19 protein-coding genes are annotated in these 22,124 nt (G+C 66.7%); 5 read left to right on the top strand and 14 right to left on the bottom strand.

Annotated elements, in window-relative coordinates; genetic code table 11:
- Positions 1 to 121: 121 nt before the first annotated feature.
- From rfbD to HMPREF1008_RS06260, 5 genes are all read right to left on the bottom strand, one after another.
- On the bottom strand, positions 122 to 1,027 hold the full coding sequence (gene rfbD / locus HMPREF1008_RS06280) for a dTDP-4-dehydrorhamnose reductase (protein ID WP_009279017.1): 906 nt from the start codon (positions 1,025 to 1,027) through the stop codon (positions 122 to 124).
- Positions 1,028 to 1,044: 17 nt separating this feature from the next.
- Positions 1,045 to 1,632: a dTDP-4-dehydrorhamnose 3,5-epimerase gene (rfbC, locus tag HMPREF1008_RS06275; protein ID WP_009279016.1), complete on the bottom strand. Its 588-nt coding sequence runs from the start codon at positions 1,630 to 1,632 to the stop codon at positions 1,045 to 1,047.
- A 107-nt stretch (positions 1,633 to 1,739) separates the two neighbouring features.
- Positions 1,740 to 2,711, bottom strand: a complete 972-nt coding sequence (locus tag HMPREF1008_RS06270; protein ID WP_009279015.1) for an ATP-grasp domain-containing protein — start codon at positions 2,709 to 2,711, stop codon at positions 1,740 to 1,742.
- Between the two features lie 8 nt (positions 2,712 to 2,719).
- A complete protein-coding gene (rffA, locus tag HMPREF1008_RS06265; protein WP_009279014.1) occupies positions 2,720 to 3,850 on the bottom strand; it encodes a dTDP-4-amino-4,6-dideoxygalactose transaminase in 1,131 nt (376 codons plus the stop codon).
- Between the two features lie 62 nt (positions 3,851 to 3,912).
- The gene (locus tag HMPREF1008_RS06260) at positions 3,913 to 5,187 is read right to left on the bottom strand and encodes an acetyl-CoA carboxylase biotin carboxylase subunit family protein (protein WP_009279013.1); all 1,275 of its coding nucleotides are present in this window, start codon (positions 5,185 to 5,187) and stop codon (positions 3,913 to 3,915) included.
- A gap of 89 nt (positions 5,188 to 5,276) precedes the next feature.
- Here HMPREF1008_RS06260 and HMPREF1008_RS06255 point away from each other — a divergent pair, with 89 nt between their 5' ends.
- Positions 5,277 to 7,754 carry a YfhO family protein gene (locus HMPREF1008_RS06255; RefSeq protein WP_009279012.1) on the top strand — a complete coding sequence of 826 codons (2,478 nt, stop codon included), beginning with the start codon at positions 5,277 to 5,279 and terminating at the stop codon, positions 7,752 to 7,754.
- A 114-nt stretch (positions 7,755 to 7,868) separates the two neighbouring features.
- Here the strand turns inward: HMPREF1008_RS06255 and HMPREF1008_RS10240 are convergent, their stop codons facing one another.
- Positions 7,869 to 10,238, bottom strand: a complete 2,370-nt coding sequence (locus tag HMPREF1008_RS10240; protein ID WP_009279011.1) for a L,D-transpeptidase family protein — start codon at positions 10,236 to 10,238, stop codon at positions 7,869 to 7,871.
- Positions 10,235 to 11,446: a L,D-transpeptidase family protein gene (locus HMPREF1008_RS10645; protein WP_232202842.1), complete on the bottom strand. Its 1,212-nt coding sequence runs from the start codon at positions 11,444 to 11,446 to the stop codon at positions 10,235 to 10,237. The genes HMPREF1008_RS10240 and HMPREF1008_RS10645 overlap by 4 nt, the downstream gene beginning before the upstream one ends.
- A 168-nt stretch (positions 11,447 to 11,614) precedes the next feature.
- On the opposite strand from HMPREF1008_RS10645, the gene HMPREF1008_RS06240 reads away from it, so the two are divergent.
- Positions 11,615 to 12,412 (top strand): glycosyltransferase family A protein, encoded by a 798-nt coding sequence (locus tag HMPREF1008_RS06240; RefSeq protein WP_009279009.1) that lies wholly within the window; start codon positions 11,615 to 11,617, stop codon positions 12,410 to 12,412.
- Positions 12,413 to 12,423: 11 nt separating this feature from the next.
- On the opposite strand, the gene HMPREF1008_RS09930 is transcribed toward HMPREF1008_RS06240, so the two are convergent.
- The 3 genes from HMPREF1008_RS09930 to HMPREF1008_RS06225 all read right to left on the bottom strand — a co-directional run bounded on the left by HMPREF1008_RS09930 (position 12,424) and on the right by HMPREF1008_RS06225 (position 16,027).
- A complete protein-coding gene (locus HMPREF1008_RS09930; RefSeq protein ID WP_009279008.1) occupies positions 12,424 to 13,389 on the bottom strand; it encodes a glycosyltransferase in 966 nt (321 codons plus the stop codon).
- Positions 13,390 to 14,505, bottom strand: coding sequence for a DegT/DnrJ/EryC1/StrS aminotransferase family protein (locus HMPREF1008_RS06230; RefSeq protein ID WP_009279007.1), 1,116 nt, complete (start codon positions 14,503 to 14,505; stop codon positions 13,390 to 13,392).
- Positions 14,506 to 14,566: 61 nt separating this feature from the next.
- Complete coding sequence (locus HMPREF1008_RS06225; protein WP_009279006.1) at positions 14,567 to 16,027, bottom strand: lipopolysaccharide biosynthesis protein; 1,461 nt, start codon at positions 16,025 to 16,027, stop codon at positions 14,567 to 14,569.
- A 139-nt stretch (positions 16,028 to 16,166) separates the two neighbouring features.
- Here HMPREF1008_RS06225 and HMPREF1008_RS06220 point away from each other — a divergent pair, with 139 nt between their 5' ends.
- Genes HMPREF1008_RS06220 through HMPREF1008_RS06210 form a run of 3 tightly spaced genes read left to right on the top strand, consistent with a single transcriptional unit; the run spans position 16,167 to position 18,395 of the window.
- Entirely contained in the window at positions 16,167 to 17,312 is a 1,146-nt protein-coding gene (locus HMPREF1008_RS06220; RefSeq protein WP_040656758.1) for a sugar-transfer associated ATP-grasp domain-containing protein, read from the top strand.
- 1 nt (position 17,313) lies between these two features.
- Positions 17,314 to 18,021 (top strand): glycosyltransferase family 2 protein, encoded by a 708-nt coding sequence (locus HMPREF1008_RS06215; RefSeq protein WP_009279004.1) that lies wholly within the window; start codon positions 17,314 to 17,316, stop codon positions 18,019 to 18,021.
- An 8-nt stretch (positions 18,022 to 18,029) separates the two neighbouring features.
- Positions 18,030 to 18,395, top strand: a complete 366-nt coding sequence (locus HMPREF1008_RS06210; protein ID WP_009279003.1) for a DUF2304 domain-containing protein — start codon at positions 18,030 to 18,032, stop codon at positions 18,393 to 18,395.
- Here the strand turns inward: HMPREF1008_RS06210 and HMPREF1008_RS06205 are convergent.
- From HMPREF1008_RS06205 to HMPREF1008_RS06190, 4 genes are all read right to left on the bottom strand, one after another.
- Entirely contained in the window at positions 18,392 to 19,357 is a 966-nt protein-coding gene (locus HMPREF1008_RS06205; RefSeq protein WP_009279002.1) for a glycosyltransferase family 2 protein, read from the bottom strand. The genes HMPREF1008_RS06210 and HMPREF1008_RS06205 overlap by 4 nt on opposite strands.
- Before the next feature lie 73 nt (positions 19,358 to 19,430).
- On the bottom strand, positions 19,431 to 19,787 hold the full coding sequence (locus tag HMPREF1008_RS06200; protein WP_197414967.1) for a multidrug ABC transporter: 357 nt from the start codon (positions 19,785 to 19,787) through the stop codon (positions 19,431 to 19,433).
- Positions 19,784 to 20,176: an EamA family transporter gene (locus HMPREF1008_RS06195; protein WP_009279000.1), complete on the bottom strand. Its 393-nt coding sequence runs from the start codon at positions 20,174 to 20,176 to the stop codon at positions 19,784 to 19,786. Before HMPREF1008_RS06195 ends, HMPREF1008_RS06200 begins: the two co-directional genes overlap by 4 nt.
- Complete coding sequence (locus HMPREF1008_RS06190; protein WP_009278999.1) at positions 20,163 to 22,079, bottom strand: glycosyltransferase; 1,917 nt, start codon at positions 22,077 to 22,079, stop codon at positions 20,163 to 20,165. The genes HMPREF1008_RS06195 and HMPREF1008_RS06190 overlap by 14 nt, the downstream gene beginning before the upstream one ends.
- Between the last annotated feature and the right edge of the window lie 45 nt (positions 22,080 to 22,124).

Genomic DNA, 22,124 nt, shown 5'->3' with positions numbered 1-22,124 from the left:
CCCTAGATTCTACGGACGCAGGCCATCACGTGCAGAGACGAACACAAACGCCATGCTCGTCCCGCGTCCGCACCTCTCCAGGCCATCATGCGTCCTGCGATCGTGCACCACTCCCATGGGCTTATCCGGCAAGTTCGTCGAAGTTCTGGCGATAGGAGCGCAGCGCCTCCCTCCACGGCCTCATCTGGTTGCCGATGGTCGCCTCCAGACGGGCGTTCCTGAGCGCCGAGAAGCGGGGACGGTCTGCGGAGGCGGGGTTGGCCCGCTTGTATTCCTCGCTCGTGCAGCGGACGACCCCGCAACCCTTGCCAAACTCCTCGAAGGTCGCCTGGGCGAAGTCGGCCCAGGAGCAGGTGCCCTCGTTGGTGCAGTGGTAGATGCCGTAATCCCCAGTCACCGCAAGCGAGAGAATCTCGTGCGCGAGGTCGTTCGCGCTGGTGGGGTTGCCCATCTGGTCGTCGACGACGGTCACCCGGTCGTGCGTCTCGGCGAGGCGCAGCATGGTCTTCACGAAGTTCTTCCCCACGTAGCCATAGAGCCAGGCCGTGCGAAGCACGAAGGTCCTGGGGTTGGCGGCGAGGGCAAGGCCCTCCCCCGCCAGCTTCGAGCGCCCATAGGCACTGATGGGCGCCGGGACGTCGGACTCGAGGCGCTCGCCCTCGACGTTGCCGGGAAACACGTAGTCCGTGGAGACCTGGACGAGCGTCGCCCCCTGTCGCGAGCAGGCGCGGGCGAGGTTCATGGGGCCCAGGGCGTTCGCCGCGAAGGCGGTCGGGAAGTTGGCCTCGCAGCCGTCGACGTTGGTCATCGCGGCGCAGTTGATGGCGAGGTCGTACGGCCCATGGACGTCAAACCAGGAGTCGACGGCCGCCGCGTCGGATATGTCCAGGTCCTCGATGTCTATGTAGTCGACGTCCGCGCCCGCGTAGGCCTCGGGAATGGGCCCGATCTCGGAATGGCCCTCTTTGATGAGGCGGCGCAGCTCGTTGCCCAGCTGGCCGTGGGAGCCGGTTACCAGAATCTTCATGGGCGTTCCTTCCCTCGCTAGCGGGCGATGCCGCGGGCAGAGCAGTAGTCGGAGAAGCTGGGATGCCTGGTGTCCTTCTCGGACAGGTTGACCTCGACACCCTCGACCAGGGGCCACTCGACCCCTATCGTCGGGTCGTCCCACATGAGGCCGCCCTCGTCGTTGGGATGGTAGACGTCGTCGCACTTGTAGCAGAATACCGCCGTCTCGCTCAGCACGTAGAAGCCGTGCGCGAAGCCGCGGGGGACGAAGAACTGGCGGTGGTTCTGGGCCGAGAGGACCACGCCCTCCCACTTGCCGAAGGTCGGGCTGCCCTCGCGCAGGTCGACAGCGACGTCGAAGACCTCCCCCTCCACGACGCGGACCAGCTTGCTCTGGGGGTGGTCGATCTGGAAGTGGAGGCCACGCAGCACGCCCTGGGTGGAGGAGCTCTGGTTGTCCTGGACGAAGTCGGCGTCGATCCCGCCCGCCACGAAGTCGGAGCGCTTGTAGGTCTCCATGAAGTAGCCGCGGGCGTCACCATAGGACTTGCAGTCGACGACGGTCACTCCCTCGATGGACGTGGGAGTGAAGGTGAAGTTTCCGGAGCTGACTGTCTCTTGCATGAGCACCTCTCAAGTATGGGACGGGATGGTTGCGCCCCAAGAGTGTAGGACAAGGCACCGCGTGCTGGCCAAACGGGCACGAAGGCACCAGAACGGCAGGACGAACGTCAGGGCCTCGACGTCACGAACTCGCTATACCTGCGGGCGATGAAGCAGTCCTCGTACTCCCCCAGCCCCGCGATGGGCTCGCCGAGATGTGCCCTCAGGTGGTTGGCGACGCAGTCGTACGCGGCCATGCAACTGAACTTCACGCCGCCCGAGAAGCGCGGGTTGCACTCGAGGAAGCGGTATGCCCCCTCCGCCTCCTCTATGAACTCGAAGTTGACGCAGCCCACCACGCCAAGCTCGTCCGCCAACCCCTGGCAGGCGGCAACGAGCGCGTCGTCGTGAAACATGCGCACCGACGTTCCCGCCCCGTTGGGCGTGCGCAGGAGCTCCCTTCGCGGGACGGCGACGACGGCCGATCCGCACTGGTCGCGGACGACGTCCACGGTGACGACCGGCCCCTCGACGAGGGGCTGCACGATGTAGCGCTCGGGGTCGGGAGGGCAGACCGCACGCCAGTCCTCCGGCCCCCTCACGCGCGTGAGACCCTGGCTGCTCCTGCCGTCGAGCGGCTTCACCACCACGGGATGCCCTGGATAGCGCCCGTCCAGGGGTGCGAGGGGGACGGTGGGGATGCCCCGCACGCCGGACTTCGACCCCTTGAGGAACTCCGCCATCGCACGCTTGTCGCGGCAGAGGGCGAGCGCGGACGCCGGGGAGATGAGCACCTTCGTGCCCAAGTCAGCCAGCAGGTCGCGATGGGCGTTGAAGAAGTCCACCTCGACGTCCGTCAGGGGGAGGAGGAGCCCCACCCCCTCGCTGGCGCAGACCTCCCGCACGAAGGCGGAGTACTTCGCCTCGGACGAGGCGAAGGGGGCCTGGCGGAAGGAGTCCACGAAGAGGCTCTGCGCCACCCACTCCCGTGGGTAGACGTCCACGCCCACCACCCTGACGCCCTGGTCGTGCAGCCCCTGGACCACTGCCTCGGCCGAGAAGGACCCTATTGCCGTGACGAGCGCGACCCTCTGCTCCATGGGTGCCCCTATTCGAAGAAGTCGAGCACGGCGCGGATGACCACGGCGCGGTCCGTGGCGGACATGCCAAAGTAGAGGGGAAGCCGCACCAGGCGCTCGCTCTCGCGCGTAGTGTGCAGGTCCTCGCCGTCGAAGCGACCGAAGCGCAGGCCAGCAGGCGAGCTGTGCAGGGGGATGTAGTGGAAGACGGCCATGACCCCACGCTTCTTGAGGTGGGCGATGAGCTCCTGGCGCTGCCCGAGGTCGCGGCACTTGAGATAGAACATGTGGGCGTTGTGGACGCAGCCCTCGGGGACGACGGGAAGCTCCACGAGCCCCCCCTCGGCCAGGGGCGCGAATGCGTCCCGGTAGGCATGCCAGGTGGCAAGGCGGTCGTCGTTGATCTGGTCCGCCGCCTGGAGCTGACCCCACAGGTAGGCCGCGTTGAGGTCGCTCTGGAGGTAGGAGCTGCCGCGGTCCACCCAGGTGTACTTGTCCACCTGCCCGCGGAAGAAGCGCTGCCGGTTGGTGCCCTTCTCGCGTATGATCTCGGCCCTCTCGATGTAGGCGGGGTCGTTGATCACGATGGCGCCGCCCTCGCCCATGGAGTAGTTCTTGGTCTCGTGGAAGGAGTAGCAGCCAAAGGTGCCGATGGTCCCGAGCGCCCGCCCGTGGTAGCTGCTCATGACGCCCTGGGCGGCGTCCTCGACGACGAGGAGGCCATGCCTGCGGGCGATGTCCATGATGCGGTCCATCTCGCAGGAGACTCCGGCGTAGTGCACGGGCACGATCACGCGGGTGCGCTCGGTGATGGCGGACTCGACCCTCTCCTCGTCCATGTTCATGGTGTCGGGTCGGATGTCCACGAACACGAGGGTCGCGCCCACGGCCTGGAAGGCCGTGGCGGTGGACGAGAAAGTGAAGCTCGGCAGGATCACCTCGTCACCCGGCTCGAGGTCGCAGAGGACGGCAGCCATCTCGAGGGCGGAGGTCCCGCTGGTGGTGAGGAGGACCTTCTCCGCGCCGAAGCGCTCCTCCATCCACTTGTGGCACTTGAGCGAGAAGGGGCCGTCACCGCAGATCTTGTGGTTCCTCTCCGCCGCCTCCCTCACGTATTGCATCTCGGTTCCCACGTAGGGGGGTACGTTGAAGTCAATCATCCTGTGAACTCCTGGTGTCTTCGTGGACTGGGCGAGAGGGGACGCATCGTGGGGCCGGCAGCCTAGGCGGTGCCCTCCGGGACCTTCCGCCGGTTCCTGAGGAGGAGCTCCCTCCCCTGCCCGTCGGTCATGCTCGCGCTCTGGAAGAGCTCGTCGGTCCTGCGGTCGAGCTCCCCGCGGTCTGGGGAGCAGAGGTACACGCGGGCGGCATAGGGCTTGTCGCCCACCTGGTGCGAGATGATCTCCCCGGGCCGGTAGTAGACGATCGTCTCCTTGACGAGGGGGTCGGACTCGTCGGGGAGCCCACCCACGGAGGCGACGCGGCCGTCCCTTCCGTGGAAGTAGAGGCCCGCCGCGACGTCGGCCAGGTGGGGGTCATGCCCCTCGAGGCGGGACGAGACGGCGACGGGGTCATAGACGTTGTCGAGCAGGAGGTCCTCGACGCAGACGGCCCCGGCGCTCGCGTACTCGAGCAGCTCGTGCTCATAGCCGAAGATGCGTCCCGTGCACTCGCAGACCCTGACGCCCCTGCCGGGGGCCCAGAAGAACTGCATGCACAGGGGGCCATTGAGGAGCCCGACGTAGCCTGCCACCTTCTGGAGCATCTCCGTCGCCTCGCCCAGGACGTCGTCCGTGTGCGCGCTGGGGTAGACGATGCGGCTCACCCAGGGGACCGTCGCCTCGCCGTCGTCGCTCTTCTCCCGGTCGGCGACCTCGAGCACGACGGGGCGGCCGTCCACGACCCACGACATGAGGTTGAACTCGAGCCCGTCGTCATACTCCTCGACGAAGATGTAGGGAGCGTCCGAGTAGCCGGCCACCTCGTCGTAGGCGGCCTCCACCTCCCGCGCGTCCCCCAAGACCCTCACGCCATGCGACCCCCAGGCGTCGGCGGGCTTCGTCACGCAGGGGAAGCCCATGCCCTCGAGGTCCTCGCGGACGTGTCCCCTCCTCACCCTGGCGGTCTTGGGATAGGGAATCCCCAGCTCGTCAAACATCCCCTTCATGAGCGACTTGTCACGCAGGTATGCGAGGCGGTCGGGAGGGAGCGGGCAGCCCAGCCCAGCACGCTGTGCGATGTTCGCGCAGCACTCCGCGAGCAGGTCCGAGTACGAGCTCACGATGCCGTCGGCGCCGACCTCGGCGCAGAGGCGCGCCACGGCGTCCGCGTCGCGCGGGTCGACGTCGTACGACTCGTCGGCGATCAGCTTTGCGGGGGTGTTGGGATACCCGTCGCAGACGATTGTGTGCCAGCCGCGCTCCCGGGCCTTCCTCACCAGCGGGACGAACTCGTCCATCGACCCCAGCACGACCAGACGATGTCGGTCTTCTGACACTGCGCGCTCCCATCACCGCATGGACAGTCGGATGGAGAATATGATAGCAGTGATGAATCCGCGTCCCCCTTCCTCAGAGGAGCATCCCATTGAACTGGGCCGACTACGCCTTCGAGCTTCCCATCTCCGCCCTCTCGCTCCTCCTCGCGTCGCTCGCGCCGCGCCTCCTCGCGCGGGAGGGGGACGTGTCGGGAAGGCGCGACGCACGCGAGCTGGCTGTCCTCTGCTGCGGGCTCGCGCTGGGCGTCGCCCTGGTGTATGGCGCCATGCTCATGGGCGGCAGGCTCTTCGTGTACGGGGCGGGGGACGCGGGGACGGACACCATAGACCAGTACGTCCCCTTCTACCTCAACCTGATCGGCCGCGTGAGGGAGGGGTCGGCCCTCTCCTTCAACTTCGACTACGGCCTGGGAACGGGCGTCACCTCGTTCCAGTCCTGGCTCTTCGACCCCTTCAACCTCGTCCTAGTGCCCCTTGGCCTCGCGCTTGGGGAGGGAAGGCTCGCCCTCGTGCTGGTCGTGGTGCAGGCCCTCAGGATAGTCTGTGCCGGACTGCTCTTCGACCACCTCCTCGTGGGCTTCTGTGACAGCAGGCTGGCGCGCGTGCTGAGCTCGCTCCTCTATGCCTTCTCCGGCTACCTCGTCCTCTGGGGGCAGCACTACTGGCTGGGGTCGGCCTTCGTCGTCTTCACGGCGCTCGTCCTCGTGCTCGAGCTCCTCATGCAGAGGCGGACGTCGGTACGCCTCCTGCTCGTCTCCGCCGTCGTAGCAGTGGCAGTGGGCTGGAGCGCCTACACGGCGTTCATGTCGCTCGTCGCGGCAGCGCTCTATGTGCTCCTTCGCCTCCCCTTCCACGTCAAGTCTCCCGGGGTGGCGGCGTACCTCAAGGGGCTGGCGTGGGTCGCTGCGGCGGTCGCCTGCGGGCTGCTGCTCTCGGGCGTGCTCTTCCTGCCCTACGCCCTCTTCCTCCTCGACGAGACGGGCCGCGTCACGGGAGGCTCCCCCCTGCCCGCGCGCCTCGCGGCCGCCCTCGCGCCGGTGCCCGCGAACTGGCTGCCCTACGTCCTCAGCCGCTTCCTTGGAAGCGGGCTCGTCAACACGGGCGCCGTGGGCTTCACCCCCGACGTGGTCGACCTCGCGAGCACGAACTTCCAGCGTGGCTTCGCCTACGAGTTCCCGGCGCTGGGCTACTCCGCCGGCTGCCTCATGCTCCTCGGGCAGTTCTTCTCCTGGCTCCATGACGAGGGGAGCCGCAGGGAGCGCGTCCTCTGCACGCTCTCTGCGGTCCTCGTCGCCCTCTACCTCTTCGACCAGCTCCTTCCCACGCTGCTCAACGCGATGGCGTACGTGAACTACCGAAGCAGCTTCGTCCTCGCCCTCCCCGTCTGCCTCGTCATGTCCGTGGCGGTGGAGAGGCGCGTGCTTGCCGGGCGCACGTCACGCCCCCTCCTTCTCGCCTCCCTGGCCCTGACCGCCCTCGTCGTCGCCTGGTCGCTCGCGCACACCCTCAACGGCAGGCTCGTCTGCCTGCTCTTCGCCGCGGCGTCGGCGTGCGTCGCCGGAAGCCTGTGGGCGGTGGGGAGGTCCGGCTGGGACGGGGCGGGTCGTCTTGCCCAGACCGCGTTGGTCGCCGCCCTCCTCGCCTCCTCGGTGGGCGACGCCTTCTTCGTGACCAACCTGCGCGGCACGCTGGAGCCAGACGCCATGCCGAGCCTTGGCGCCAAGGACAAGGACACGCTCGACGCCTTGGAAAAGCTAAGGGAGGAGGACCCGGGAGTCTGGAGGGTGGACAAGCTGTACGTGGACTGGACGCACTACAACGACTCGCTGGCGCAGTCGTACCCCTCCGCCACCACCTACAACAGCACCATAGACAGCGACCTCAGGGAGTTCCTCGACAGGCTGTGGCCCGAGGCCTACGGCCAGGGCAGCATAATGGAGTACGCCTACAGGCACGCGCCGGACGCCGACGGGGTGCCCGCCCTGCTCAACCTGCGCTACGTGCTCTCGAAGGAGCCGATGCGATCGAGCTGGGCGTCGCTGCGCGAGCGCATAGGCAGCGTCTACGTGTACGAGAACGCCCAGGCGAGCTCCCTGGGCAGCCTGCGCCAGGCGGTCGTGAGCGAGGGAGAGGCCAACGCGCTGCCCGATGCGGGCGAGAGGCGCGCCCTTTTGAAGAAGGCCGTGATCGTCCCGGACGAGGTGGCCTCCACGGAACAGGCAGGCAGGCTTCCCGGAGCCGACGAGGGCGACGGAGCAGCGGACTTCGGGGACTTCACGCGAGCCACGGACGGCTCGCTCGAGGCCAGCGCGTCTGCCAAGACGAATGCGGTCGCCTGCGTCGCCGTGCCCCACGCCGACGGATGGAAGGTGCTGGTCGACGGCAGCGAGGTCGAGAGCTTCAGGGCGAACTACGGCTTCGTCGGCTTCTTCCTGCCCGCAGGCGAGCATCACGTCCAGCTCGGCTTCACGCCCGCCGGCCTGGGCGTGGGCTGCCTGATGAGCCTCGCCGGACTGGCATCGTGCCTCGCGCTCTGCCTTGTGGGCAGGCGCAAGGTGGCGAGGTAGTCGACGCCACTCCCACGGACAGACGTGGTCCGTCCTCAATAAGGCGTGTAGACACAAGAAACGGGGCTGCCAGGATTCCTCCCGACAGCCCCGCCACGCCCTGCTTCTGACGAGCTAGTAGCTCACCACGCGCGTGCCCCGCGCGCAGTTGTCGTAGATCCACTTGGCATTCTGTATGAGCAGCCTGACACAACCATGCGAGATCTTGCGACCGACCTGGTTCTCCGCAGGCCCAAGGCTCGGGATGGTCGAGTGGAAGCCACAGTCGAGCACGAAGCCCGAGAAGTAGTACAGGTCGTCCTTCTCGTAGTAGTAGCGCCTCCACTCGCCGTTGCCGCTGGCGTTGTAGCTGGCGTTGTCGCCACCGAGGGTGTAGTACTCGCTCTTGGGGGTCCCGTTGCCGTTGTTGTACTTCGTGAGGCCGACCCCAGCCAGCCACTCGAACCTCGGAACCCAACGGCCGGCACTCCCCTGGAAGACGAAGGTCTTGCAGGCGTCAGAGTCCACGACGAGGATGTACTGGGTCGCACTGCCGTAGTTCGCTATGCGACGCCACGCCCGCAGTCCGGCGGCGGAGAGCCAGCCGCTCGTGAGCTTGCCGTCGTTGTCGCCGAAGTAGACCTCGCCCTTGGGGTTGATGTAGTAGCCACGGACGACGTAGCCGGTGTCTTCCCTGCCGTAGTAGTCGGTCTTGCCGACCTTGAACTTCCCGACACGGGCATACAGGTGGCCGTCCTTGGCCTTTTCGAGGTAATAGCGCTGGGGCTGGCCATCGTAGCGCTTGCTTACGACCATGCCGGGCTTCTCGTAGTTCTCGGCAAGGGAGCCATTGACGTAGTCGGAGACGATCACGCCGTTGCTGGCGCGATACGCGCCACGGGTCACGTAACCCTGGGACGGATGGCCGAAGAACCAGAGCTGGGTCGTGGTCCCCTCGAGGGCAGCCTTGAAGAAGCCCGTCTTCGCGTAGGAGTAGCCGTCTCCCGTGTCCTTTGCCAGGTAGTAGCGCTGGTTGCCTCCGTCGTATACCTTGGTGATGAGCCAGGAGGTCTGGGTGGTCAGCTTGCCTTCGTTGTTGGAGAGGAGGACCTTCGAGCCGACCTTGACCTTGCCGCGAGAGATCTTGCCGTCCGACTTTGCGTAGGCATAGTAGCCAGCACCCTCGCTCGGGGTGACGAAGCGCGAGCGGGCGATGTCGGCGTCGGCGCCGACCCAGTAGCGCTCCCTGCTCCCCCAGGCCGAGGAGACCGCCCAGAAGCCCTTGATTGCCCGCACGTCCTGGTTGGACGCGTTCCAAGCGATCTTCTCGTCGCGCCAGCCCACCTTCACGAGGTGGTCCTTCTCGACGGTGCTGGTTGTGAAGTTGTGCGCGCCGCTCCTCGCGTTGGGGTTGTACTGGCGCCAGACGCTCACGGAGTCCTTGTCGAGGTCGGAGTACCAGCCTATACCCTCGCTCCTCCAGCCAAGCCTCACGAGCTGGTCTCGCTCGCCCTTGTTGGTGGTGTAGTGGTGGTCTCCCGCGTTGGGGTTGTAGAGGCGATATACGGGTGCCTTGGACGTCTCGGGGGCGACCCAGCCCACGCCCTCCCAACGCCAGCCGAGCTCGAAGAGGTGCCTGGCCTCCCCAAGCGCGGAGGTGTAGAAGTGCTCGCCGGAGTTGGGGTTGTACAGGCGGTACATGTTGGCGTACTTGACCGCCGGCTTCGATGCCTCCTCCTCCTTCTTCTTTTGCGCGGACTCCGCCGCCTTCTTGGGCGCGGGCTCCGTCTTCGCCTTGGCATCCGCCTCCTGAGCCTTCGCGGGCTGCTTCTCCACGGCAAGCTTGGAGAGCTTCAGCGGCGACCTCGCACCATCGGGGGAGCTGGCCGTCGCAATGCCCTTTGCAAGCTGGTCGCCCACGTCCGGCTTTGCGGCGCTCGCCTTGGCGTCGGAGGCGCTCGCATCCGCCTCGGTGGCTGGCGCGACGGCTTCCGCAGCCTTCTTATCGGTGGCCGCCCCATCCGTGGCGGGCTCGCCCGCCGTCTCCTTGGCCGTCACGTCGCCCGCGGGGTTGGCGGAGGCGTCCACCGTCGCAGGGTCGCCCGCATTGGAGGCATCCTCTGACGAGGGGGAAGGCGTGGCAGCGCTGGCCTGCGCATCATCTGAGACGATCTGCTTGGGCTCGTCCCCCTTCCCCTCTTCCACGGGCGTCGGCGCATCTTCCGGCTTCGCCGCCGTCTCGCTGGCTCCCACTGCGGGAGCTGCCACAAACGAGTCTGCCTCCGATGCGCCTGTCACGGCCGCAGGGGCCTCGCCCACGACGGAGTCGGACGGCGCCGACTCTGTCGCCTGGGAGGTGGCGACGACCTCGGGGCCCTGTGCCGCCGCGACGGCGGGCTCCTCGGCCCGGGCGATCGCGGGAGTGAGCGCGAGGGTGGCGCCCAGAGCGACGGGGGCGATCAGCCCCAGCAGGCTGCGCCTGACTCCAAAGCAGGAATAGCTCATCTAAGACCTCTTTCGTCGAAGACGTAGACCGTCGTCCCCTGGCTGGTTCCGTGATAGGCGTTCTCGTCGCTCGGGGCGACGTTGCGGGCAGCGTTGTCGTAGACCCACTTGGCGTTCTCCCACAGGAGACCTATGCAGCCGTAGTTGTCGTAGCCCGTGCTCTTGTAGCCCGTCGAGTGGATGGTCTGCCCGTCGTCGTAGCCCTTGCCACCAACATACTGAAGATGACCCGTATCATCGGGCAAGAAGGACTCTATGTAGCAGCTCGCCCAGTCGTTGTAGCCCTTGCCGAAGTAGTCGTGATTCCAGTCGCATTTACGCTTGTGGCTGATGTGCCAGACGCCCTTGAAGGTGTGTCCGCCCATGTTGGAGTTCCAAGTCTTGATGACCTCCCAGCTCCCGTTCTTGCGCTCGAGCACCGTGACGCGGCAGAGATCGTAGTCGCAGGCGAGGAAGTACTCGGTGGGACTGCCTATCTGGTTCGCGAGGGACTTCATGCGGTTGAGATAGGCGCCGTGGTTGGACCACGTAACGTTGGCGACGTACTCGTCCCTCTTCTCCTCGAAGGGGACGTCCACGCGCTTCGCCACGTTGGCGTCCTTGCCAATGGTGACGGTCTGCAGGCTGCCCCAGGCGGGACTCTGGACGGAGAACGACTCGATGGGGGCCGCATCCCTGTTGGAGGCACGCCAGGCATAGCCCTCGCCGCTCTCGTCCCTCCAGCCCAGCCCAACCAGGTAGTCGTGCTCCTCGCGGGAGGTGGTGAAGTTGTGGGCGCCGCTCTTCGCGTTGGGGTTGTACTCCCTCAGCATGCCCTTCGAGTTCGAGGACTCCTCCGAGTACCAGCCCACCGGCTCGTTGTTCCAGCCGAGCTCGACGAGGTGGTCGCGCTCCTCCACGCTGGTGGTGTAGTGATGGTCGCCCGCGTTGGGGTTGTACAGACGATACACGGGAGTGCCGGACGTGGCGGGCGCCACCCAGCCCACGCCCTCCCAGCGCCAGCCCACCTGGAGCAGGTGCTTCGCCTCGGGGAGCTGCACCGTGTAGAAGTGCTCCCCGGAGTTGGGGTTGTACATGCGGTACACGTTGTTGTACGAGGCGGCATGCGCCGGGGTGACCAGTACGGCAAGCGAGAGTGCCAACGAGGCCAGCACGGTCGCCGCCAGAATCGGGCTGCGTCGCTTCTTCATGGCGAAGTCCTTTCTCATTGCTGGCAAATAGACCCCCTGCCAGGATGATGCTATCGTTTCATTTTAGACTAAGGTGCCGTGGGATCGGGGACGGTACCAGAGAGTTCACACGAGCCCTCCTTGATGCCACGCCGCGCGCGAGCCCGTGCGCGACACCGGGGACGGGCAAGGCCTTGGGAGGCGCCCTTGCTCACCAGCGATGACCACAGCTTCGCCGTGCTCGCGTACGGCGAGAGCCCCTACCTCGCCGAGTGCGTGGAGTCCCTCCTGGCGCAGACCGTGCGCACGAGGGTCTTCGTGTCCACCTCCACGCCCAACGAGCACATACGCTCGGTGGCCCGGCGCTACGGGCTCGAGCTCCGCGCAAACGAGGCCGAGCCGGGCATCGCGAGCGACTGGAACTTCGCCGTAAGCCAGTCGCAGACCCCGCTCTTGACCCTCGCCCACCAGGACGACACCTACGAGCCCGGCTACGCCGAGCACATGCTCGGCGGCATGGCCGCGGTGGAGCGGCCGCTGATCTTCTTCACGAACTACGGCGAGCTGCGCGAGGGACGGAAGGTGGACGACAACCGCCTGCTCCGCGTGAAGCGCCGGCTCCTCTCCCCCATCGGGTGGTCGGGGTCCGCGGACGACCTGCGCACGAAGCGGAGGGTCCTCTCGCTTGGCTCGGCGATCTGCTGCCCCTCGGTGACCCTCAACCTCCCCCTGCTTCCCAACGCGCCCTTCCGGGCCGACATGAGGAGCAACCTGGACTGGGACGCGTGGGAGCGCTTCTCCCGCCTCGAGGGCAGCTTCGTCTACGACCGCGAGGTGCTCATGCACCACAGGATCCACGAGGGCTCGGAGACGAGCGCGCTCATACGGGACAACACGCGCACCGAGGAGGACCTCAGGATGCTCGAGAGGTTCTGGCCCACGCCCGTTGCGCGCGCCATCAACCTCGTCTACTCGCGCGCGCAGGCGAGCAACTCCAAGGCCTAGGCAGCGGCGGGCTAGAGGTTGATGCTGCGCCCCCTGAGCACCCTCGCGAGCAGCCCGGCATACCAGCGCGGCTGGGCGAGGACCAGCGAGAGGGGGCTCTTCTCCCGGAGCGCGTCACGGAGCACCTCGCCCATGCGCTCGACCCTCCTGGAGCCGTGGCTCCACTTGAAGCGCAGGCGATAGCAGGTCAGGCGCGCCCAGGACTGGGCCTCCTCGTCCCCGTAGCGCAGGGCGTAGTCGAGGAGCGCCTTGCCGTAGAGGACCTCGTTCCTCGCGAAGGCCGCGTCCTTCTGCCTGGTGGCCGAGTAGCTCGAGCCACCCTTCCTGACGTGGCGGTAGGCGCTCCAGCGCTCCTGGACGCAACGCACCTTGCCCATGGTGAGGAAGAGGAAGGCGTTGCGGCGGTCGCCGGGGTAGAAGTCGTACCCCTTGAGCTCGTTGAATCGGTCGCGAGCCGCGAAGTACTCCTCCCTGCGGCACATGAGGGTCCCGCTCTGTCCGGGGAGGCAGTAGTAGAAGTTCTCGCGGTAGCTGTACTCGTCGTCGACGCACTCGGGATAGCGCTCGCCGTTGGGTCGCGACAGCGCGTCCACGACGAGGCAGTTGGTGTACACGGCGGAGTGGTCGGGATGCCCCTCGAGGAAGCGCAGCTGCTCGGCGAGCTTGCCGTCGTAGGTGAAGAAGTCGTCGCCCTCGAAGTCGACGAGGTAGCGGCCCCTCGCGCGCGCGTACAGGTCCTCGCCGTTTGCCACGGCCCCCATGTTGTGCTCGCGATAGAGGATGGTGAAGCAGTCGGGCAGCTCGGGCTCGAGCCTTCGCAGCACCTCCCTGCTGTCATCGGTGGAGCAGTCCTCCCCCACCAGCACCTCGAAGGGGAAGTCGACCTTCTGGGAGGCGATGCTGCGCAGGCATTCCTCGATGTAGCCGCCGTGGTTGTAGACCGATACCACGACGCTCAGCAGCGGGCTCTGCTCCATCTACCCCACCCTCACGGAGAGGATGACGTCGCAGATGCGGTCGACGTCCTCCAGGGCGAGGTCCGCATAGAGCGGGAGGGTGAGGACGCGGCTCGAGACCCTCTGGGCCACGGGCGTGAGCGACGAGTCGAAGCGCCCCGCGTAGCAGGCGTAGTCGCTGATGAGGGGGAAGAAGTACTTGCGCGTGTGCACGTCGCGTGCCATGAGCGCCTCGTACGCGTCGTCGCGCGTGGCCCCGAAGGCCTCGGGGTCGAAGAGGACGGGAAGGTAGGCGTAGTTGGGGGTGACGCCCGGCTGTCCCGCGCAGAGCGTCAGGCCGTCGATTTCAGAGAGGCGCTCGCGGTAGCGTCCCACGACGCGCGCACGCTTCGCGATCTCCTCCCCGAGGTGGCGGAGGTTGCAGATGCCCATGGCGGCGCAGAACTCGTTCATCTTCGCGTTGCCGCCCACGTACTCCACGGACTCCGTGCCGGTGATGCCGAAGTTCTTCCACTGCTCGAGGAGGGGCTTGAGGCTCGGGTCACGGAAGCAGATGGCGCCGCCCTCGATGGTGTTGAACACCTTCGTGGCATGGAACGAGAACATCGAGGCGTCGCCGAACGACGCGGAAGAGACCCCGTCCCTGCTCACGCCCAGGGCGTGCGCGGCGTCGTAGATGACCTTGAGGCCATGGCGGTCCGCCACCTCCTGGATGGCGTCGACGTCGCAGAGGTTGCCGTAGACGTGGACCGGCAGGATGGCGCAGGTCTCGTCGTCGACGAGTGCCTCTAGCTTCGAGGCGTCGAGGGTGTAGTCGTCCGGCCTGATGTCGCAGAAGACGGGCGTGAGGCCCTTGCGCACCAGGGCATGGGTGGTGGAGGCGAAGCTGAACGGCGTCGTGATCACCTTGCCGTGCAGGTCCATGGCCTCGAGCACGCACTCCAAGGCCGAGTGGCCGTTCGTGAAGAGGGCCACGTTGGGCACGCCCAGGAAGGACTCGAGCTCAGCCTCGAGCTGCTGGTGCTTCTCGCCCATGTTGGTCAGCCAGTGCGACTCCCAGAGCGGCGCGATCTCGCGCACGTACTCGTCCAGCGGCGGCATCGACGAGCGCGTCACCAATATCGTCTTAGCAGACATGCGAATTCTCCAAACCTTGCGTGCACTTTGACGAACCCGGGCGCTGGCATGGCCGCGCCCATCAGCCGGCCCTTCCCATCCTAAGCTCTCGCAGCGTGTCAAGGAGATAGAAAAACTCCTCCACGCGGAAGAGGGCGGAGAAGCCGACGTACGCGACGAGCATGGCCACGCCCTGGAGGAGGATCGTGGGCAGGTCGCCGAGGCCCAGGAGAGAGACGGGCCAGGCGACGAGCGCGGCCGCGAGGGCGAGCAGGAAGGCGGGGCAGATGTCGCGCACCTGTTCGAGGTAGGCATAGCCGATGACCCGCTTGTTGGGCGAGGCGTTGATGAAGGTGCAGAGGAGGGCGACCACGATGTACCCGCTCACGATGGCGTGGAGGTCCCTGAGCACGAAGGTGGTGAAGGAGAGGACCGCGATGCCCACCACCTTCTTGACGACCTCGAGCCTGAGGAAGAGGTCGCTCCTCCCCATGCCGTTGAGCACCTGCAGGTTGGTGGTGTGGATGGGGAGCATGGCGTACACGACGCAGTAGAGCTGGACGAAGGGGACGCTGGGGAGCCACGCCTCGCCCAGCACGATGCGCACGACCGGCGTCGCGGCGACGGCGAAGAGCGTCATGGCGGGGACGATGAGGTAGGTGGAGGTCTTGAGGGCCCTGCGGGCGAGACGCTTGACCCGCGCGGCATCGTCCTGCACGTGGGCCACGGCCGAGAGCATGACGGGCTGGATGGCGCCGTCGAGCATCGCGCCCAGGGCGAAGGGGTACTTCTTTCCCTGCGAGACGTAGCCGAGCTCGGAGCTGGAGAAGACCTTGCCGATGAGGAGGTCGGAGAGGCTCTGGTAGCCCTGCTCGAGAATCCCCGAGGCGAGGAGCTTCCAACCGAAGCGGAACAGGAGCAGGGCACGGTCGCGCTCGAAGCGCAGCCTCGGCTTCCAGGGGATCTGGAGGGCGAGCACCAGGCACTTGCAGGCCTGCTGCAGCAGCTGCTGCACGACGAGAGCCCAGATGCCGCCGCCCAGGAGGGCGGCGACGACGCCGGCGCTGCCCGAGACGACCCCTGCCGTGACCGTCGCACGGAAGGTCTTCTGGAACTCGAGGCGACGGGCGACGATCGCCTCCTGGATCGAGTTGTAGGCGTTGACCACGAGCACCAGGACGAGCACGCGCAGCGGGGTCACGGCCTGCGGCATGCCGTAGAAGGAGGACACGGCCGGGGCGAGGCAGAAGACCGCCACGTAGAGCACGACCGAGATGGCGAGGCTCATCCAGAAGACGGTGTCGAAGTCGGCCTCGCTGGCGTCGGGAACCTGGATGATGGCGGTGTTGAGGCCGCTCTGGACTATGACGTTGCCCACGTTGACGAAGACGAGCATGATCGCCAGGACGCCGAACTCCGCCGGGGAGAGCAGCCGGGCCATGACGACCTGGACCACAAGGGTGACCACGGCGGTGCCACCCTGCTCGAAGAGCTTCCAGAAGAGCGAGCTGAGCGTTGTGGACTTCAGGTCCTTAGCGGGCAAGTGGTCCTCTTCCCAAACCGAGACGCGCGTCCCGAGGCAGCCTGGGGACGCGCGTCGCACTCGTTAGTGGTCATCTCATTGTATAGTATCTAAGGTTCATACGCCCAAACGCCGGAGAAGTTGACAGATGAGAGACAGAATGAAGAGTGCGCTACCCAAGCTCGAGGACCTCCTCGCGGACGGTTTCACGAAGAGGATGGCCGCGAGCTACCTCGGCATCCTCGAGACCGAGCGCGCCAGCGGGCTCTTCGACGCCGACTACCTCGAGTGGGCGCACGCGCACGGCTTCTGCGCCGAGTCCGCCTACGCCTACGGGCTGAGCGACGCCAACCTCGGAAGCTACCTCTCTGACTACGACTATTGGAGGCTCTGGCCGCTCAACGACTGGCAGCGCATCTGGATCAACGACAAGCTCACCCTCAACGCGCTGCTCAGCGACTCCGAGCTCGCGCAGTACCTGCCGCGCTACCACTACTACAGCTCCCGCGGGCACCTGCTGCCCCTGGGAGAGGGCGACGGAGCGGGAATGGAGGGCTTCCTCGCCTGCCTACGACGGGAGGGGGAGCTGGCCTGCAAGCCCTGCAACGGCAGCGAGGCCAACGGCTTCTTCAAGCTCGCGTTCGAGGACGGGAGCTACCTCCTCAACGGCAGGCCCGTGGGGGCGGAGGGCGTGGGGCGCTTCGTCGCCGAGAACCCCAACTACGTGTTCACCGAGTTCATCCATCCCAATGCCCAGCTGGCGGCCATCGACCCGCTCATCCACACCATGCGCGTCCTCGTGCTCAACCCCACGGGCATCGACCCCGTGCCCGCCGCCTCCTACCTCCGCTTCGCCGTGGGCGTGGACGAGACCGGGAGCTCCGCGAACTACCAGGCCCCCACGACGGCGGACATCTGCTCATACAACGTGGGCGTGGACCTCTCGTGCGGGCGCTACGGAGGGGGCAAGGTGGTGTACGCCGCCAAGGTGGTCGACTCCCCCAAGCACCCGACGAGCGGCACCCTCGCCGAGGGGCAGATCGACTGCTGGCCCCAGATGCTCGAGATGATGCGTCGCATATCCCTCAAGGTGCGCGCCTGCGAGTACCTGGGCTTCGACGCCTGCGTGACGGACAAGGGGCCGCGCATCATGGAGATAAACTCCCACTCCGGCGTGAAGTACCTCCAGCTCTTCACCCCCATCATGGAGGACGCCCGCCTGAGCGAGTACTTCTCGTCCAAGATAGCCGCCATCGACGTCCTGGGCGAGGCCGACAGGGCGGCCCGCAACGGGATCGTCCGCTAGCGTGGGCGCCACGGGACGGGGCGGGACGCCCCGGGTCATAGCGATCGTCCCCGCCTACAACGAGCAGGAATGCCTGGCGCGGACCATAGGGGAGCTCGTCTCGACCTGCCCTGACATCGACTACCTGGTGGTCAACGACGGCTCGAGCGACGACACGCCCAAGATCTGCGACGAGCTGCGCCTGAACCACATCGACCTGCCCGTCAACTGTGGCCTCTCCGCCGCCTTCGGGGCGGGCATGCACTACGCGCTCGAGCACGGCTACGACGCGGCCGTCCAGTTCGACTCCGACGGGCAGCACGTGCCCAGCTACATACCCTCCATGGTCCAGGCGATGGCCGAGCGCGACGCTGACATCGTGATCGCCTCGCGCGTCGTGGCGGGGGGCAGCGCCGTGGGCCTGCGCGGGTTTGGCGCGAAGCTCATCACCCTGCTCATACGGCTCACGACCGGCCAGGTCATCGGGGACCCGACCTCGGGCATGAGGCTCTACTCAAGGTCGATGATCGAGCACTTCTCGCGCAGCTTCGACCTCTCGCCGGAGCCCGACACCATCGCCTACCTCATCCGCAGGGGTGCGAAGGTGGTGGAGGTCCCCACCGTGATGCGGGACAGGCAGGGCGGCACGAGCTACCTCAGGCTCTCCAGCTCGCTCTCGTACATGGCGCGCACCTGCCTGTCGCTTCTTCTATTCCAATGGTTCAGGTGAGGAGAGACATGCCGCTCACCCTTCGCATCAGCCTCGTCGTCGGGACGCTCCTCGCCCTGGCCCTCGTCCTGCGTCGCATCAGCAAGAGGAAGATCCGCGTCGCGGACGCCGTCTACTGGGTGGTCTCGATGCTCGTCCTGGTGCTCCTCGCCCTGTTCCCAGGCGTGGCCATCCTCGTCTCGGGCTGGCTGGGGTTCCTCTCTCCCAGCAACTTCGTCTTCGTGACGATCATCGCCCTCATGCTGCTCAAGCTCTTCGGCCTCGCCTCTGACGTCTCGAGGCTCACCGACAAGGTCGAGCGCCTCTCGCAGGAGATCGCCCTCATGAACGGGGATGCAGGCGAGGGACAGGGCCGCCAGGGCGAGCGGTCCTAGCGACCCTGCCGGCCCTCACGCGAGGGGGAGGCCGCCTCACGCGAGGACGAGACCGCCTCGCGGACGATGAACTGCGGGGAGCTGTTGAGCGACAGGACGATGTCCCCCAGGTACTCGCCAATGATGCCCAGGGCGAGGAGCACCATGCCGAAGAAGAACAGCATGACGCAGATGAGCGACGTCCAGCCCATGGGCACCCCGGGGTCGAGGAGCCTGTGCACGAGCGAGACGATGCCAAACAGGAAGCCCGCCAGAGCGGTGGCGGCGCCAAGCGTGGACATGACCCGCAGGGGCAGCACCGTGTAGTTGAAGTACGAGAGCCAGAGCCTCACGAGCTTCCCGAGCGTGTAGTTTGACGCGCCATGCTCGCGCTCGTGGTGCTCGATCGTCACGTTGCCGATGCGGTTGGTCATGCGGCCGAAGAGCGCCTCGACGTAGGGGTTGTAGTTCTTGTACTTGATGACCTGGTCGCACACCGCGCGGCTGATGAGCCAGAAGTTGCTCGTCTCCAGCCCCTTGGGACGAGAGAGCAGGACCTGCGCCGACGTCTTGTTGAGCCAGCTGCTGAGGTTCTTGAGCGGCCCGTTCGCGGACTCCCGGTACACGCCGTAGACGATGTCGTAGCCTTCCTCCATCTTTTTGAGGATGACGGGAATCTGCGAGGGATGGGTCTGCAGGTCGTCGTCCATGCCCATGACGAGGTCGCCATGGGCGTAGTTCATCCCGCACATGAGGGCGTTGTGCTGGCCGAAGTTGCGCATGAGGGTGAGCGCGAGGACGTCGTCCCTCTCGCGCGCGAGCTGCGAGATGACCGAGAAGGTGTCGTCGGGGGAGCAGTCGTCCACCAGCACGAACTCGCAGTCGTAGCCCGCGAGCCCCTCGAACACCTCGGAGCAGAGCCCCACGACGGCACGGATGCTCTGGCTCGAGCGATAGCAGGGTATGACTATGGAGACCAGCATGACGCTCCAAACTGCCCAGGGGGCTCAGGTGGGTTGGGGGCCGTCACAGTCTAGACCCAAGCGGACCTCCGGTCTACGAGAGGCCCAGGGAGTAGATGACGATGCCCAGGACGATCAGGGCGAGCGCCAGCCCCTTCTTGGGCGTGATGCGCTCGTGGAAGATGGTGACCCCGAAGAGGGTGACGTACACGTAGCCGGTGGCGTCCAGGATAGAGCCCATGGAGAGCGGGATGCCCCGATACGCGAGCACCGAGAGCAGCGTCGCGCCCACGAAGAGGGCGTACGCGACCACGACGAGCGGGTTGAGGTACTCGCGCAGCGCGCTCTCGTGCCCCCTCAGGGCGCTCTTCTTGAGAAGGACCTGCGAGACGGAGCTCACGAACACCCCGAGGAGGCTGAGCCCGGCGTATGCCATGACCGAGCCGCTCACGAGGCCTCGCCCCCTTGCTCCCCCTCGCCGTCAGGCGAGGTCGCGAAGAGAGCCACGCCGACGAGGACGACGAGGGCGCCGACGACCTTCTGCGGGCTCAGCCGCTCGCCGAAGAGGAGGACGCCCCAGACGATGCCCCAGACGACCGTGACGGCCCGGTTGGCATAGGCGGTGGTGAGCGGCAGGCGCTTGATGACCTGCTGCCACCCCAGGGCGTAGAGTCCCAGCACGAGGATCATCCCGCCGTAGTAGAGGACAAACCCCAGGCTCATGAACTCCTGTCCGGCGGCGAGCTTGCCGAAGATGCTGCACAGGGAGTAGAGGACGAGGAGGAGGTGCAGGAGGAGGTAGGTGGCGCCCCTCCCCCTTCCGGAGCTAGTCGATCCCAAGGTAGCCCCTCCAGAACCCCTGCGTCACGAAGCGCCTGCTCGCCTCCGCGTACTCCTCGCGCAGGCGGTCGCCGTTGCGCTCGATCTCCTTGGCGTCGCGCTTGTAGCGCTCCCAGACGGCCCTGAAGCGCTGGCGGTCCATGTGGCGGATCACCCCACGCTGGTTCTCGAGGTCCACCGCGACGATGGTGTCCTTGCGCCTTATCTGGTCTGCGGGGTACAGCCATCCCGCCACGTCGATGATGGCGGAGCTCCCCCTCTGGACGTAGCCGAGGTCGAGGCGCTGGCCGTTGAAGGTGGCGAAGTCCTCCAGGCGCTGACGGAGGCTGCGCCTCTCCACCACGTCGCTGTCCTTCTGGGCGTCCACCTGTGCGATAAGGGAGAGGTCTATGCCCTCCTCCTCGGCCTGGCGCCTCAGCTCCGGGAAGGGCAGGAGCCTCTCCGCCCGGCGGTTCGCCTCCATGAAGGCCCTCTCGGTTCGCCCGCGCTCCTCGAGGAAGGCGGGCCCCTTGAGGAAGTCCTCGAGGGCGTCGAGGACGAGCTCGGCGTTGGTGTAGTTGAACTTCTTGAGCTCCAGCTGCACCAGGTGGTAGGCCTTGCGCAGGAAGTCGGACTGGGGGGCGACCCCGGTGGCGTACTGGGCGACGAGGGAGTTGCGCGTCACCTGGTAGCGCTCGACGGCCGCGCTGTAGCGCCTCACGAAGGAGGGATGCCAGAGGCAGATGCCGTTCATGGTCATGAAGCGGGCGCGGCAGCGCAGCGCGTACTCGATGTCGTCGTAGCGGACGAAGAGGGGAAGCGGCAGGCCATGGCGCTCGATGGCGGTGACGGGGATGACGCAGTACCACCACCCCCCGTACTGCTGGGACTGGTCCTCGCTGCCCGAGAGCTCCGGGTGGGCGCCCATGGCCTCGTTGGCCACGACGGAGTGGAGCTGCCCCATGCGCAGGGCGGGCTTGAGGGGGACGCAGTCGCCCGAGAAGGTGACGAAGCCGGTGTCCTCCCAGCGCACGTCCGGCTCGAAGAGGTCCATCATCGCGCCGGAGACGAAGTCCTGGGCGTGGTCGTCGCTCACGATGCGCAGGAGGTTGTAGGTCCTCAGGATGCTCTCGGGAGAGATGAGTACGTCGTCGTCCATGAGGATGACGTGCGTCGCCTTGGGCCTCTGGCCGAGCGCCTCGATCATGCCGCGCGCGTAGCCGCCCGACCCGCCCACGTTGTCGTTGGGATGGACGCGCACGCGCTCCGCCTGAAGGCGCTCGGCGTCGAGGCTGCGGCCGTTGTCGACGATGTGCATGGTGAAGTGCGTGGCGATAGGCTCGTCCGAGGCCAGTATGCGCGTCTTGGCAAGCTCGACGTTGCGCTCGACGTACTCCTCCTTGCGGAAGGTCGTCGTGCACAGCGCGAGCTCCACGTCGTGCAGGCCGTCAGCGGGAACGCTGGCGAAGTAGTGGGCGTTGCGAATGAAGACCGGCCCTTCGCCCTCCTGCACGATGACGAACGACTCGATCACGTCCTCGTCAGAGTTCTCCATCCGGAGCTCGACGCTGTGCCACTCGTCCGACGCGGGGACGTCGAGCTCGCTCCCCCCCACCAGCTCGACGTCCCAGCTGAAGACGTCGGCGCGGGACTGGAGCAGCCTGAAGGCCGCCCCCTTGGCCTCGAGGTGGAGGAAGAACTCCTTGGCGACCGTGTAGCTGCGCCACTTGGAGACCGAGAGGGCGTTGAAGAACGTCGTGAAGTCATGGGTCCCCGGGCCCTCCAGGGCCCATGCCTCGGGGCCCTCCCCCTCCGCACGCCGCACGAGCGCGGTGGAACGGTGGAGGAGGGTGGGCTCCTGCAGGAACTGGACGCTCTCGTCCAGGAGTACGTTCGCTAGCTTCACGTTGGCCACTTCAGCCATGGGCGGCTCCTCGGATGGTGGGTCTCATAGCGCAACAAGGCATCG

Source organism: Olsenella sp. oral taxon 809 str. F0356 (genome assembly GCF_000233535.1).
Classification (GTDB): Bacteria; Actinomycetota; Coriobacteriia; order Coriobacteriales; family Atopobiaceae; genus Olsenella_I; species Olsenella_I phocaeensis.
The sequence above is the reverse complement of the archived record's forward strand: the minus strand, read 5'-3'. Positions and strand labels throughout refer to the sequence as shown.

What these genes read in the sequence shown, in the direction of transcription:
- HMPREF1008_RS06220 (WP_040656758.1), top strand. Translation starts at nt 16,167, where the DNA reads ATGAAGAGTGCGCTACCCAAGCTCGAGGACCTCCTCGCGGACGGTTTC.
- HMPREF1008_RS06205 (WP_009279002.1), bottom strand. Translation starts at nt 19,357, where the DNA reads ATGCTGGTCTCCATAGTCATACCCTGCTATCGCTCGAGCCAGAGCATC.
- HMPREF1008_RS06210 (WP_009279003.1), top strand. Translation starts at nt 18,030, where the DNA reads ATGCCGCTCACCCTTCGCATCAGCCTCGTCGTCGGGACGCTCCTCGCC.
- HMPREF1008_RS09930 (WP_009279008.1), bottom strand. Translation starts at nt 13,389, where the DNA reads ATGGAGCAGAGCCCGCTGCTGAGCGTCGTGGTATCGGTCTACAACCAC.
- rfbD (WP_009279017.1), bottom strand. Translation starts at nt 1,027, where the DNA reads ATGAAGATTCTGGTAACCGGCTCCCACGGCCAGCTGGGCAACGAGCTG.
- HMPREF1008_RS10240 (WP_009279011.1), bottom strand. Translation starts at nt 10,238, where the DNA reads ATGAGCTATTCCTGCTTTGGAGTCAGGCGCAGCCTGCTGGGGCTGATC.
- rffA (WP_009279014.1), bottom strand. Translation starts at nt 3,850, where the DNA reads ATGATTGACTTCAACGTACCCCCCTACGTGGGAACCGAGATGCAATAC.
- HMPREF1008_RS06230 (WP_009279007.1), bottom strand. Translation starts at nt 14,505, where the DNA reads ATGTCTGCTAAGACGATATTGGTGACGCGCTCGTCGATGCCGCCGCTG.
- rfbC (WP_009279016.1), bottom strand. Translation starts at nt 1,632, where the DNA reads ATGCAAGAGACAGTCAGCTCCGGAAACTTCACCTTCACTCCCACGTCC.
- HMPREF1008_RS06190 (WP_009278999.1), bottom strand. Translation starts at nt 22,079, where the DNA reads ATGGCTGAAGTGGCCAACGTGAAGCTAGCGAACGTACTCCTGGACGAG.
- HMPREF1008_RS06270 (WP_009279015.1), bottom strand. Translation starts at nt 2,711, where the DNA reads ATGGAGCAGAGGGTCGCGCTCGTCACGGCAATAGGGTCCTTCTCGGCC.
- HMPREF1008_RS10645 (WP_232202842.1), bottom strand. Translation starts at nt 11,446, where the DNA reads ATGAGAAAGGACTTCGCCATGAAGAAGCGACGCAGCCCGATTCTGGCG.